We start from the raw sequence: 14,964 nt of genomic DNA, 5'->3' as shown, positions 1-14,964 counted from the left end.
TTTGAATTTCTTCCAATTTAGAGGTCTGTAGTAGATGTTGCTCTCCGAATGCTTAGCGAATATAATTCCGTGCATAGTCTCCTTAATTTGCTATTCCCGACATGTAGTTGATGTAAAAGTCGACAGTTATTCCTGAACGAACCACCTCAAATTTGATTAATTATGATGCTTTTTTTGCAGCACCGACAAGGAAAATCCGCAACTAATAATAGTAACGAGTTATATCCTTATTCAGTAATTGTCAGCGGGACATTTTTATAAATATTAAAAAATGAAAACAGCTCTTTTATCAGGAAACATTGCACAGGCGAAATCAATATAGTATACATCATGATCAATATAGCATAGGTATAGCGCTATACAGCATTCGTTACTTTAAATTCAAACCAATACAAAACCAGGGTTAACTCAAACTTAATTTCAGTTATTGAAAGCCACATATAACTTTGAGTAAATAACACATGCAGGAAAATTCCCAAAATATCGATCTGTTAGAAAGCTTAAAATCAGGAGATGAAAAAGCATTTGCTGACATCTATCATAGATACAGCAGGGCAATATTGGCGAATATCCTTAAGCTTAATATACGACGCCCGGAGGCAGAAGACATTCTCCAGGACGTTTTTATAGAACTATGGAATTCCAGGCATAAAATCAGTCCTTCTCATTCAATAGCTGGCTGGCTCTTTACCACCAGTTATTATAAAAGCATGAGCCATCTTAAACAGGCAATTAAACAGGCAATTATCCTTATCAATGATAGCATTGCCGGACCAACGGAAGCTGATACTGATATCCACTCATATGAAGACAACTATAAAAGACGGTTGTCTATGCTATCTCAAGCCATAGAAAACCTCCCCAACCGGCAAAAACAGGCATTTAAACTGCGCAAGCTGGAGGGAAGGAATCATCGGGAAATAGCTATCGCTTTAAATATCTCAGAATCTACCGCAAAAGATTACGTCAAATCCGCCGTTATATCCCTGAAGAAATCTATACAAGGCCAAAACCCTCCACCAGAGCTTATTCTTGCCCTGTTAACCGTTATGAATATGTGTCGTTAGCATTGGTAACATTTTGGTAACACAAAAAACCACCCCCTGTTTTTGCATCTGGTACATTTAATGGGCATATGAACCGGATTTTAGAATTATTACATAAGTTTTCTGAAAATAATGCCTCGCCAGATGAAATGCAGGAGCTCTTAAAGGCACTGGAATCAAATGACGAAGCGTTAAAAATGTATTTGCAAAAAGAATACAAAGGAGAACTTATTTATCCTACCATATTCATCTCAGATGAAGAATCAGATGAACACTATGCCAGGATATGGGCAAAGGCAAATTCCCATTCTACATTGCAACAAAGGAAAAGCGTGTTTTCATTGCCCAATTTCCGTTGGATGGCTGCCGCTACTATAGCTGGCGTTGTAGCAGTAACTGCCTGGGCAATACATTCGTTTAATGCACCTGCGGGAAAAATTGTTGCAAAGCAACAGGCAACCCGGTTACTTCAGTTAACAAATCCCTCCAATAAAGCAGTAGCTAAAACATTACCTGATGGCACAGTTGTCACACTCGAGCCTGGTGCCGCGATATCTTTCAACTTTCCATTCATAAAATCAAGGGATATCAGCATCACTGGTATGGCCCGGTTTGAAGTGGCTACAGATGCAGGCAAACCACTTAGTGTATACGCTCATGGAATTGTTACCACTGCACTCGGAACATCATTTACTGTTAATACAAACAATAGTCACGTGAAAATACAATTACTGGAAGGGAAGATTGTTGTACGGTCTGTATGCACTGAAATAAGCATGCGTGATACTTATCTTCAGCCTGGTGAGCAAATATCAATTGATGACAAAACCGGTAGATATTTAGTCGACCACTTTATCATCAATAAACAACCAAAAGGTAATTTGTTGACAAAGGCTAAAGTTTCCCGCCAGGAACAACCGAACAGTACAGAAAAATCATTAGTCTTCAATAAAACACCACTGCCTGATGTGTTCATCGGGCTGGAAAACAGATTTGCTATACCAATACGGTACAATAGAAAAGATCTTGAGAATTTTACATTCACCGGATCATATACCGATACAGACTCCTTACAGGCTATTCTGGATATCATTTGTAACATGAACGACTTGCATTATAAACTCAACTCGAATGAAATCRTGATCACTAAATAATAGTCACTACTAACTTCTCAATCAAAACGTCTTTTAATCTGATAGAACGCTACCAGCATTCTAACTAACATCAGTATGTAAAAAAAAGAACAGGTATGAAACAAAACAAAATTAATCTAAAGTACAGTTTAACGGTACTCCTGGTCTGTTCCGGCATAGGACTAAAAGCTCAGCAGGCAGCCGTATTGAAGGGTACTATTGCGTCAGAAAAAGGCGAGCTTCTGAATGGCGCAATTGTTAAAGTGTTTCCAAATGGAAATGGCACACCATTGACTGCTATCACAAATGCAAAAGGGATTTTTATTGTAGATAATCTGACTGCCGGCAGCCAGGTAAACTTAATCACCATGTTTGCCGGCTACAAAAATGATACGCTTTACAATTACCAAATCAATGGAAAAGACAATAATTCATTGATCATACGCTTGCAACCCGATACAAAAAAGCTGGGGGAAGTAGTGGTTACCGCTCTTGGTATCAAACGTGAACAAAGCAAACTGGGATATTCCGTACAGGTAGTAAAGGGAGATGGTTTAACAAAAGCTCCTGATGCGAATCCGTTAAGCGGTCTGACCGGAAAAGTTTCCGGTTTGAATATTTACAATAACAACGAAATGCTGAATGCTCCACAATATAACCTGAGAGGAGCTACACCGGTAATCGTTATAGATGGGGTACCTGTATCTACCAACTTCTATGACGTTAAACCTGATGACATTGAGAGCATCAGTGTACTGAAAGGTACTACGGCATCGGCACTATATGGATCCAGGGGTAAAGATGGCGCCATTATGATTACCACCAAAAGAGGGAACATAGGAAAAAATGGCGTGGAGGTTCAGCTAAATTCCAGCAACATGTTCCAGATTGGCTTCCTTACCCTGCCCCAAACACAAAAAAAATGGGGTACGGGTAATAACGGTCAGTATACCTTAACAGAAGATCTAAACAGTCCAAACGGTGATGCAGGCGGAGGAGCCGGATCCTGGGGGCCTGAGCTGGATGCAGGGAATAATGTGGTACAGTGGGACAGCCCCATTGATCCTGCAACAGGAAAGCGCACCCCTACTCCATGGGTATCCCGGGGAAAAAACAATCTCAAAAATTTCGTACAAAACGGGCTTATTTCTTCTAATAACCTGAGTGTTTCAAAAAGCTTCGAAAAAGGAAGTCTTCGCTTTTCCCTTTCTCATATGTACCAAAAAGGACAGATTCCTAATACCAAATTAAATATCACCGGATTCTCCCTGGCTTCAAATGTTAATCTCACTTCAAAATTACATGCGGATGGTTATTTGAGCTATACAAAACAATATACACCTAACTACCCGTTTGCCGGGTATGGCAGAAAAAATTCCATTTACAATATCCTGATATGGGAAGGCGTGGATACCGATATCAGGGATTTTAAAAACTACTGGCAAAAAGGAAAAGAAGGATACCGTCAACTCTGGTATAACTATTCAGAGTATAACAATCCCTGGTTCGTGGCACACGAATTTCTGCACGAACATAAAAAAGATGTAATAACCGGTCACCTTTCACTTACGTATGATATTACGCCTTCGTTTAGCCTTATGGGCAGGGTTACGGTAAATAACTCATCCCGGTTTGGGTCTTTGCAGGTGCCCTATAGCTTTATGGAGTACCAGGGAAGAACTATCTCCTTTGGTCTTAAGGGTGGATATCAGACAGAAAATGAGACGAATTTTGACCTGAATACGGACTTCCTGGCTACCTACAACAAACGCTTTAGTCAGAATTTACAGATACAGTTGGTTGGTGGAGGAAACGTTCGCTATGCGGAAAACAGGATGCAGGGCTTAAAAGCCGATGGATTGAACGTACCGGGCGTATATACCTTTGCCAACGCCAGCAACCCACTCTTGTTGCCGCAAGCCGATGTTACCTATATAGACCGGCAAACCAATTTCCTGAATAAGCAACAGGTAAATAGTCTCTATATCTCTGCCGATATATCTTTTTTCAAAGCATTTAACCTGGGATTAACAGGGCGAATGGACCAATCTTCTGCATTGCCTATCAGCAATAACAGGTACTTCTACCCCTCTGCAGCACTGGCAGTGGTAGTTTCTGACCTGATACGGATGCCGCAATATATTTCATATGCAAAAATCCGGAGTTCAGTGGCACAGGTTTCCAGCGATCTGGCGGTATACCAGCTCGCGCAGGCTTACAATCCCGGCATTATCTGGAGTGGAAACACGTCAGTAAACATGCCCGGCAATCTCAATAATCCGAACATTATGCCGGCCAAAAGCACCACTACCGAAGTGGGTGGGGAAATTTATTTCTTTGGCAACCGCCTAAGACTGGATATGGCTTATTTCAGAACGCTTGATCAAAACCAGATTATTCAGTTACCAAGCTCGCCTGCAGCCGGTTTTAGCAGCCATACAAAAAATGCCAACGAGTTTTTCCGCAAAGGCGGTGAAGTATCCCTTGGCGCCACACCTGTACAGCACGGCAATTTCCGGTGGAATACCTCTGTTAACTGGGGAACCTTCAAACAAACCGTCAAAACGCTTGATCCTGTATTGAATGGCAACTACAACGGTATGAAGGAAGGGGAAAGACTGGACCAGATCATTAATAGCGCATTTGCCTATATGCCGGAAGGGAAAATAATTGTAGGCAACAATGGCTTACCCACCAGGAATCCCAATAACGTACTAAGAGGCTATTCTAACCCTGATTGGAGCGGTGGATGGTCAAACACATTCCTTTACAGGAATTTCGCCCTTAAAATAGACCTGGATGGCCGTTTCGGAGGCACCATCTACTCCCAGACAAGAGAAAAAATGGTATCAGCAGGGGTAGATGTTATTACAGACGATGAATTTAACAGAAGACAATTTAACAAGGGCATTGCCAGCATGGTGATTGACGGTGTGTTATGGGATGCATCCAATTCTAAATATGTACAAAATACCAAGGCCATTTCCACCTACGATTACTTTAACGCCTACAACAGCAGCAGCAGGGCAAACTTTAACTATCTGAGCGGAACTTTTGCAAAGCTGAGGGAAGTGTCCATTACCTATAACTTGCCCAAAAGCCTTTTAGCGGCCACCTCATTGAAAGATGCCAGCTTTTCCCTCGTTGGAAAAAACCTGCTGATTATTTCCAACTCTATATTGAAAAATTACGCCGATCCTGATGCCGGTTCTGATAATTTACAAACACCAGCACCAAGAAACTTTGGATTTAACCTCAATGTCAAATTCTAAATAAAACTGTTAGTCGTGAAAAAAATATCTTTATACATCATTATTGCGGTGTTAGTCAGCAGTTGTTCCAAATCCCATTTCGAGGAGCTACTGCTGGATCCTAACAGACCTACTTCTGTTCACCCTTCGTTATTATTAACAGGTATTGAAGTAAACGCTTTTGGCGCCAAAGGCAGCAATCCCTGCTTCCTGGCACATCTGCAATGTAACTCCGCCGGGGCAAAGCCTGAACAGTATTTTACTTTTGATCGCGGGAATTTTGGCGACTATAACAATTTACTGCAGGTTCAACAAATGGAAGCAGAAGCACAGAAGCGGGATCTAAAAGAATACCTGGCCATCAGCCAATTCTTTAAGGCTTATTTTTATTATGTGCTGACAATGACTTTTGGCGATGTACCATACTCCCAGGCAATGCAGGCAACGAAAGATAACTTTTCACCCACTTATGATGCGCAGAAAAGCGTCATTACCGGTATCCTTGCAAAACTCGACAGCGCCAATACTACTTTAAAAGCAATTGCTCCGGCTAATGCAAATCCCGTTACCGGCGATGTAATTTATGCAGGCAATACCTTAAAATGGAGAAAACTGATCAACTCCTTCCGTCTCCGGGTGCTGATGGCACTTTCCGCAAAAACAGCCGATACAGACTTAAAAATAGTATCTGAATTTGCAAAAGTGTTTAAGGACCCTGATACCTACCCCATTTTTCAGGGTAATGGAGATGGTGCCATGCTCACTTACAGTGATATTGCCAATAACAGGTACCCGCTATACCAGGCTACAGACGATCAAAGGACGTACATAGAAAAGAAACTGTGCGACTTTCTGATCAACGTAAAAGATCCCCGGTTATTCAGCTTTGCCAACATCACATCCAAAGCCAAAACAGCCGGTAGCAGCACCACTGATTTTTCCGCCTATGCCGGTGTGGATGGTAGCCAGCCCTATCCTGATCTCGCCGCCCAGGTAATCAGCGGAAACTACAGCCTGATGAACAGTCGTTATATTTTCAATGCTGTAAATGAGCCTAACGTAGCAGTAGGTTATCCTGAACTGCAGTTTAATCTGGCGGAAGCTGCTGCCCGTGGCTGGATACCGGGTGATGCCGAGAGTTTCTATAAAAATGGGATCAAAGCATCTATGGATTTTTACGCTACCTACGGTGGGTATACTTCCGGCAATTACTTTGATGCGATGTATGCAAACGATGCGGTGAAGTACGATCCCGTAAATGGGCTCGACAAAATACTCCTGCAAAAATATATCAGCTTCTATATGAACTCAGGATACGAAGCCTGGTATAACCTGCGTAGAACAGGTAAGCCTGTTCTTAAACTTGATGGTGGCGGCGTACAAAATAACGGGAAACTACCTTTACGGTATATGTATCCACAGGCGGAGATAAACACCAATACTCAACACCTCAATAATGCTATTACCCGTCAATTCAGCACCGATGGCGACAAAATAAGTAGTGCTATGTGGCTGCTTAAACCTTAATACCAAACCGGTAAATATCAGGAGTTGCTATACAGGATTTAGTTTCAGGTTAAAACCTGTATAGCAGCTTTATTCAGATACGCTTACAATCGCTAAACACTATTAAAATGAATATAAAAATATCAACGTCTGCATGGCTTCTGCTTTCGGTTTTCTTCCTATGCCCCGGGAGTTCCTTATTTGCGCAGCAACATAATAACAAACGGCCAGGAAAAACGGAAAATATCGTTATGATTGCCCTGGACGGCATGCGCTGGCAGGAAATTTTTGGCGGCGCGGATTCCGGTCTGATTCACAATAAGAAATTCACCAGGGATGCCGGCTCACTGGAAAAAAAACTATGGGTAAGTGATAAGGCGGAACGCCGGAAAAAACTGATGCCTTTTTTATGGACCACTATTGCAGCAAAAGGACAACTATATGGAAATCGCGAATTAAACAATTACGTAGATGTAGCCAATCCATACAAGGTAACCTATCCAGGATTTAGTGAAACCGTTACAGGAAACCCCGATACCACTATCAGGTCAAATGCGCTGATCATCAACAAGAACGCCAACGTACTGGAATTTATTAACCGACAACCAGGTTACCAGGGCAAAGTAGCTACTTTCGCCACCTCGGTTTTATTTCCCTATATATTAAACAAATGGAGGAACGGCCTTATCGTAAATGCCGATAAAGATTCTCTGCCGTACAATACCCCCCAGATGAAACTGCTCAACGACATGCAAAAGCTGACAGCAATGCCTACCGGTGAGCGGCCGGACCTGCTGACCTACTTCGCAGCAAGGGAATACCTCAAAACGTATCGTCCTAAAGTATTGTATATTCCAATGGGCGAAACCGATGCCTTTGCACATATGGGTATATATGATTTCTTTCTCGGAGCAGCACAGGCCGAAGATGCCATGATAGCAGATATCTGGAACCTCCTGCAATCACTTCCTGAATATAAAGATAAGACTACCCTGATTGTTACCTGTGATCACGGCCGGGGAGACGCAGAAAACGGAGAATGGACTTCACACGGAATCAAAATAGATCATTCCGAAAGTATCTGGTTCGCCGTTATAGGACCAGACACCAAACCTGTTGGAGAAGTGAAAACACCCATGCAGATCTACCAGGGACAATTAGCCGCAACAATGGCCGAATTGCTGGGCTTCCACTACACTGCTCCGCAAAAAATATTGCCACCAATTGAATCGGTATACGCCAAATAATAAGCGGTTAAATTAATCAGACATGTTGAAATCTGTTATGAAGATCATGTTGCCGGCAATCTTATTATTTTCTTTAGTTGTAATACATGCACAAATATTCTCTGGACATCATTGTATATCCGGGTCATCAAATGAAAGCGATAGACAACAATGTTTACCTGGTTACTACGCCCGAAGGAATTTCACTGGCCCATCTGGGGATCAGATTAACGAGGGGAATTTTATGGTGGATTATGATTGGATTGACAGTGTAGCTCAAAAACATAAAGTGGATGTTGTAATGCCCAACGCATGGACAACAGACATTTTCCGGATTGTAAGAGGATTTAACACTAAGCTGGTGATGCCGGGGCATGAAATTGAAATGGGGCATACTGTTTGGGACCAGCTACCTTATTGGGGTGATGATGAATATCTTGGCTTCAATTATGAAACGCTGAAAAAATCAAAATATCCGGTTGCGGTAACCATCTGGGGAGAATCATATTATTACGAGCCAAAGAAATAATTGGAACCTTTCGTTATAATCCATATCCTGAACAAAGGCAGCCGGCATATGCTGGCTGCTTTTCTATATTATAATAAGTCCATTCAGATAGGAGGCATTGACCGAAATAGCAAATAAGACTGAATGACAGCAAACCGATTATTATCGTAACTATATTACGAAGAACCTTTAACAAAACGACATTCGCTAAAAAATCATCTGAATTATTTACAGCAATACCTATTTTAACTAATGAACAAATAAATTTTCCTACAGATGCTATTTTGACCAAATCATATGTTTAATTTGCAATTATCTTATTTCCACCAATATCTTATTCCCAATTAGCTAACTTCAAATATCAGTACAGAACCGCATTATGAAAGATTGACAAGCTTTTCAACGGTGCCATATGGATCCTGGATATTCGTAAGATACATCCATCATGTATCAACAATAATCTACATTAGCACACGTTTTGTAGATCAAATAAATTGTACCAGGCGTTTTTGAGAAATAGTAATAAAAAACTGTCATTAGAGATCACTAAAAAACATGGCATTCTTAATACTGACGGAAACGGATATGTATTTTTGTTCCCACAGTATATCTATTGTCGATGCACTAGCCAGCTATGAAAAACCTATACACACTGTTATTCCTGTGCCTTCTATTTCCTGTTATAGTAAAGGCACAAGAGGGAATGCCCGCAACCGTTCGCCCATGTGGTACGGATGCCTTACAGGAATTATGGAGGAAAGATGCGTCTTTCCTCGCGCGGGAGCGCGCTATTAATAATGCCATCTTACAAAAACAATATATCACTGTTCCAGGGATGCCTGCAAAGGCGGCAGGATTGGTAGTGTTGCCGGTAGTGTTTCACATCATTAATGAAGATCCGGCCGCTTTCCCGGATGCGGCAGTATTGGCTGCACTGAAAGAGTTAAATGATGCATATGCCACCACCGGCGCATTTACCGGCGGACGCACAGATACAAAGATCCAGTTTTGCCTGGCCAGAACCGCACCTGATGGCGGCAGAACCAACGGGATCGTCAGAACCCATTCCTATTTATCTGACTTTGACAATGAAATGGAAGGAAGCGACCTTGTTGCATTAGGAAAATGGGATGGCAGCCGATATATTAATATTTGGGTAGTTACCGATATCAAGTCGGAATATATGCAGGATTTTGAATGTGGCAAATGGACCCGTCTCAAAATGGGAGGCTATGCCGGCGCGGGAGGCGACATTGTGGTAGCCGGACTTGGCGTTGGCGTACTCGCGCACGAAATGGGACATTACCTGAGCCTCGCACATACCTTTGCCAACAGGGATTGTAAGAATAATGACTGCACCAAAGACGGAGACATGGTATGCGATACACCTCCGGAGAAAACCATTACCGGCGGATACGCCTGCGCAATGCCTCAAAACTCCTGTAGCACGGATACCCTTTCCGGCTTTACAACAGATGTGCCGGACCTGCCGGATAATTTCATGGACTATGGACAAGGTACCGGGTGTATCCTAGGTTTTACACCCGGCCAGGCGAAGCGTATGCATGATTTTATCGATGTAGCGCTGCCAGGCATGCTGAACACCACCGTTTGCAATGACCCCTGTACAGAAAATATTACCGCTTCTTTTACCAGGGATATAACGTATCCTGTAGTGGGAGATGTGGTTACCTTTACCAGCACCAGTATAGGAGGAAATGCCTATGAATGGCTGGTAGATGGCGTTTCCAGTGGCAACACCCCCATCCTGCGATTAACAGTAAGCCAGAAAAAAAATTATGAAATTATTCTTCGTGTAACCAACACCGTGAGCGGTTGTTCTGCTACCACCAATGATGTTATCCAGGTAAGTTGCGGTGTAGTGGCCCGCTTCTGGCCCAGTAAACGAAAAATCGCTTCCAAAGACGGGATCGAGCTGGACAGCGTTTATTTTAACAACCGTTCCCGGAATGCTACCAGCTGGAGCTGGCTGATGAGCAACGACAAAGGAATGGCAGAACAGTCTATTAGCACCGATGAACAACTAAAATACATTTTTAAGACACCTGGAAACTATCTTGTTCGACTAGCTGCTACTGACGGGCATTGCTTTGATACTTCTAACGCCGTAAAAATTATTGTAGATGACCCTACTGCCGACGGAGCAGTATATGTTACGAAAGTAGAGTGTTATCAACAAACCAAGGTACGGGTAACCCTCTATTTTCACAACTTTGGTTATCATACTATTCCTAAAAATACACCGGTATCTTTCTACAACGGCGATCCCCGTAAACCAGGCGTAAAGAAACTCGGAACCTGGCCGCTACCTGAAAATATCGAAGGTAAATGCTCCTCTACACTATTGGCCACCAACGTGGATGTTGGTAGCGCAGGTCTTAACGATCTGGGGATTGTGCTGAACGATGATGGCACTACCTTGCCGCTTGCCTTACCAAATACAAGCCTCGTAGAAACCAATTATGGCAACAATATCAGTGTAAAACACGGATTTAAGTTTACGGTAGCTTTAAACCCCGCAGATTATACGCTGGTACCGGAAGCACAGGTGGTATTGAGTCCACAGGGAACTAACGGCACTATACAAAGTGCCAAATGGACAGGCAATTATCTTAGCTGCACTGACTGTGTAGATGCCACTTTTACTGCCCCATACCGGAAAGATACTGTTACTGATGTAAAGGTAATGGCATACACCAATTACGCCTGCTACGACAGTACTACCGCAAAGTTGCATATACCGGTAGTGGATGATTATACTGTTACAATAAAAAATGTGGATTGCGCCGGAGGCGATAGCATACATGTAGATTTCTCCCTGTGCAATTTATATGCAAAAGGAAATGTTCCCGCACAGCTAAGAGTAGATTTTTACGACCGGTCGCCACTCGATCCGGTGGCATCGTTACTGGGCAATGCATTTATCACTTCCCTGCAAAGTGCAGGCCCTTGCGTAGATTACAGCAGTTATATTAAACAGACCCCAACGGGTAGCGTATTTGCTATTGTAAACAACGATCGTAGTGCACATCCCCCTGTAACAGGGCTGAATGAAACCAACTACGACAATAATACCCATAACCGGCTATACAAAGCACCTGTTGTTTCTGTATTTCCGAAGGACACCATTGTGATAAGAAAGGCGAACTTCCCTCTTTACTATCACGTTTCTGATTTCACACCGGCAGATATTTTATGGAATACAAATAATGCATATACGCTAAGCTGTAATAAATGTGCCATGCCACAGGCAGCGATGAAAGACAGTGCTTTTGTCGGCGTACAACTCACGAATAAATATGGATGTGTGATCAAAGACAGGCAATATATCCGGATTTTTCCACCTGATTTTACGATCAACCTGCTGCAAACAGATTGTTATGATAATGATCACATCATCGTGGAATTCAAAATATGCACGGCAAATGGTTACGATAGTATACACGCAGGCGTACCGGTATCTTTCTATAATGGTGATCCGGCCAGCGGACAAACAAAATTACTGTCGCCTTTATTCTACACACCCGTTACGGATGGTGTTTGTCAAAATTTCACTACTATATTGTCGGCGCCACAAACGAATGAGGTGTCTGCCATTGTGAACAAGGAAACAAATTTTATGCTGGATGAAACCAACTACCTCAACAACCACGCAAGCCTCGCATATACTCCATTCACAGTAAGCTTCCTCCCATCTGTGATAGAATTGCCAAGGCCCGTGGCCATGAACCTGCATCCTGTTATAGACGGTGGTCCGGCTGTTTCTTATGCCTGGACACCAGTAGAAGGATTGTCGTGCAACAACTGCGCCACCCCCATAGCAGCCGCTACTTCTTCAATGCGTTATATGGTAAGTGCTGCCAACCGGTATTACTGTACGGATACCGCTTTGATACATATCAAAACCTTCACCAGTGCAGGTATTACCATGCCCACTGCTTTTACACCTAATGGAGATGGAAAAAATGACTGGTTCTATGTCATCGGCAGTTGGGATATACGGTTGATAAGAGATTTTCATGTATACAACCGATTGGGCAACGTGGTATTTGAAACACATAATACACCCGCCAACGACAAAAGCTATGGATGGGATGGCAATATGAATGGTAAGCCCGCACCTATGGGCGCCTATGTTTATTTTGCCACAGTAGAATTCCTCGATGGCAGCACCCGGTTGATAAAGGGTGCGGTAACCCTGATCCGTTAAAGCAAAAAATCAGGTTAATCATGAATGATGATACATATGGCGCATTGAGAGAAGCAGGGCCCTAACAAAAAGAAAAGCAACTGGAACTAATGCCGCCAGTTGCCTGATAGTCCTAAACCGACTATTTATCCCAATCTGCAATTAATAAACTATTCTCAAAAAATATTAGTCAATTTATTCTATTCCTTATTTTAAATACCTGCAGTTAACCCGATCAATTGAGACTAAACTCAATAGCGTAAAAAATGTGATGGGTATTTATTTCCACAAAAACGGGTTGCTCAGTAATAGATTCCTCTGGCCTGTTCATTAAAATTTCATTGGCAATCCTGATTTCCCTCAGTAGTTTACGTTTTGCTGTTACTCTTTTTACATTCTTTATCATAAAGAATATTTTTTTACCGGCAGCAACAATTTAGACAGCAGTCTCACTCCTTTATAATACATAACGGGGATTTATTTTAATTATCTTTCAGATAACCTGCCATTTCAAGCTTGACAAAAGCTTTAGTTGCTCATTGCTATTTAGGACATATCCTTCCAACAGCCTTGATATGCTGCAATAATGAAATTCATTTTAGGGGAAATTGGCTTCTCGATCTAATATTCAGAAAACACCCAGGTGACTGATGCTCCAACCCGGGGTAATATGCGCTCGACTAATGTTAATTAACACTGGTAAAATTTGTAATTAAGACACAAAACAACTAATGCTTTCTTGACTATGTCTGCGAGAATATTTGCACCATCAATATGGCAGTGCGTTTTATTGACATTTCAATAAATAAAATTAACATGCCACCCCATTAATCGAGCCTATAGCCATTCGCTTTTCTACTATAATATTTTCTATTTTTTTGCCTAAGGGTTACAACTAAAATCATACTCTATATTCCTTGGAGCGCTTTTATCTGCTTGCACCCTTATCTGCACTTAATGGCACCCGATGCGCGATTTTCAGCCTGCAGGTTTAGGTGCTATTGAAAAACAGATAATGAAATCATAAAATCAAACGAATGAACTTATTTCTAAAAGATATTCTCGAACAACCGGAACAACTACAGGCATCTTTGGAATATAGTATGAATGGCGGTTGCGGTGCTATAATAAAAGCAGCGGTGCTTATTTCACAAGCCAATCATGTGTTCCTCGCAGGAATCGGCGCTAGCTGGAATGCAGGCATTGCCATACAGGTTGCATTCAATGAAACCGGCATACAGGCGATACTGTGTCATGCTGCGGACTTCCTGCATTTCACCCAAATACCGCCAGGTGCTGCCGTCATTTTTTTATCCAGAAGTGGAAGATGCGTTGAGCTCGTGAATGCAATACCCAAATGCAGAGAGGCAAATGCCACTATTATTACCATCACAAACACGCCGGAAAGTCCATTGGGTCTTGGCGCAGACGTGTGTCTGCGTACCAGTATAACGTTCGATCACAATATTTCCGTCAGCACTTATGCCGCCACCATTCTCACCGGTATCCTGCTAACACGTTTTTTTAAATTACAATTCAGCAACGGAACGTACTATAACAATATAAAAGCGTCCTTACAGAAGATGCATACAAACCTCACACGATACAAGGAAGCGCTGGATACTTCCTCCTGGCCCAATCCACTCTATCACACCTACTTCCTCGCCAGAGGGGCTAACCTGGCCTCCGCCCACGAAGGTATGCTGATATGGGAAGAAGTGGCCCAACACCCCGCCGGAGCACTCAGCACCGGTGCTTTCAGATATAGTCCCCTGGGAGCCAGCAACCATCCTCTCAACGTAGCCATATGGCTGGATAATCGTAAAGCCCGTGAACATGATGTACAACTGGTATGTGATCTTGTGGAACGTGGCGTAAATGTTCTCACTATTGGCCAGCATTTACCGCAAAACCTGAAAGGGCATATTGCTGAAATACCGGAATGCCCCCGGCTTTTACGACCAATCATCAACATCATACCCATTCAGTTGGCTGCGGTAAAGCTGGCAGGCATGAAGGGGGTGGATCCTGATAGTTCCTACTATCGTAACTTTAATATAACACCGGAAGAAGATCTCCCATAA

The 14,964-nt window shown here is 42.5% G+C and carries 9 protein-coding genes; 8 read left to right on the top strand and 1 reads right to left on the bottom strand.

The window, feature by feature from the left end:
• The first annotated feature begins 461 nt into the window (after positions 1 to 461).
• From AC1DP6_RS25390 to AC1DP6_RS25360, 7 genes are all read left to right on the top strand, one after another.
• Positions 462 to 1,067 carry an RNA polymerase sigma factor gene (locus AC1DP6_RS25390; RefSeq protein WP_477057347.1) on the top strand — a complete coding sequence of 202 codons (606 nt, stop codon included), beginning with the start codon at positions 462 to 464 and terminating at the stop codon, positions 1,065 to 1,067.
• Positions 1,068 to 1,135: 68 nt separating this feature from the next.
• Positions 1,136 to 2,200, top strand: coding sequence for a FecR family protein (locus tag AC1DP6_RS25385; protein ID WP_477057346.1), 1,065 nt, complete (start codon positions 1,136 to 1,138; stop codon positions 2,198 to 2,200).
• A 95-nt stretch (positions 2,201 to 2,295) separates the two neighbouring features.
• Complete coding sequence (locus AC1DP6_RS25380; RefSeq protein WP_477057345.1) at positions 2,296 to 5,451, top strand: SusC/RagA family TonB-linked outer membrane protein; 3,156 nt, start codon at positions 2,296 to 2,298, stop codon at positions 5,449 to 5,451.
• Between the two features lie 15 nt (positions 5,452 to 5,466).
• Entirely contained in the window at positions 5,467 to 6,957 is a 1,491-nt protein-coding gene (locus tag AC1DP6_RS25375; protein ID WP_477057344.1) for a SusD/RagB family nutrient-binding outer membrane lipoprotein, read from the top strand.
• A 230-nt stretch (positions 6,958 to 7,187) separates the two neighbouring features.
• A complete protein-coding gene (locus AC1DP6_RS25370; protein ID WP_477057343.1) occupies positions 7,188 to 8,183 on the top strand; it encodes a hypothetical protein in 996 nt (331 codons plus the stop codon).
• Positions 8,184 to 8,205: 22 nt separating this feature from the next.
• A complete protein-coding gene (locus AC1DP6_RS25365; protein WP_477057342.1) occupies positions 8,206 to 8,691 on the top strand; it encodes a hypothetical protein in 486 nt (161 codons plus the stop codon).
• A gap of 682 nt (positions 8,692 to 9,373) precedes the next feature.
• A complete protein-coding gene (locus AC1DP6_RS25360; RefSeq protein ID WP_477057341.1) occupies positions 9,374 to 12,901 on the top strand; it encodes a T9SS type B sorting domain-containing protein in 3,528 nt (1,175 codons plus the stop codon).
• A gap of 214 nt (positions 12,902 to 13,115) precedes the next feature.
• Here the strand turns inward: AC1DP6_RS25360 and AC1DP6_RS25355 are convergent, their stop codons facing one another.
• Entirely contained in the window at positions 13,116 to 13,286 is a 171-nt protein-coding gene (locus AC1DP6_RS25355; RefSeq protein WP_477057340.1) for a hypothetical protein, read from the bottom strand.
• 631 nt (positions 13,287 to 13,917) lie between these two features.
• Here AC1DP6_RS25355 and AC1DP6_RS25350 point away from each other — a divergent pair.
• Entirely contained in the window at positions 13,918 to 14,964 is a 1,047-nt protein-coding gene (locus AC1DP6_RS25350) for an SIS domain-containing protein (protein WP_477057339.1), read from the top strand.

Source organism: Chitinophaga sp. 01L420 (assembly GCF_056399985.1).
This window is presented reverse-complemented; position numbering and strand designations above follow the sequence as displayed.

Bases quoted from the DNA above. Each gene is read 5' to 3' on its own strand.
- AC1DP6_RS25370 (WP_477057343.1), top strand. From the start codon at position 7,188: ATGATTGCCCTGGACGGCATGCGCTGGCAGGAAATTTTTGGCGGCGCG.
- AC1DP6_RS25350 (WP_477057339.1), top strand. From the start codon at position 13,918: ATGAACTTATTTCTAAAAGATATTCTCGAACAACCGGAACAACTACAG.
- AC1DP6_RS25390 (WP_477057347.1), top strand. From the start codon at position 462: ATGCAGGAAAATTCCCAAAATATCGATCTGTTAGAAAGCTTAAAATCA.
- AC1DP6_RS25360 (WP_477057341.1), top strand. From the start codon at position 9,374: ATGCCCGCAACCGTTCGCCCATGTGGTACGGATGCCTTACAGGAATTA.
- AC1DP6_RS25355 (WP_477057340.1), bottom strand. From the start codon at position 13,286: ATGATAAAGAATGTAAAAAGAGTAACAGCAAAACGTAAACTACTGAGG.
- AC1DP6_RS25380 (WP_477057345.1), top strand. From the start codon at position 2,296: ATGAAACAAAACAAAATTAATCTAAAGTACAGTTTAACGGTACTCCTG.
- AC1DP6_RS25365 (WP_477057342.1), top strand. From the start codon at position 8,206: ATGTTGAAATCTGTTATGAAGATCATGTTGCCGGCAATCTTATTATTT.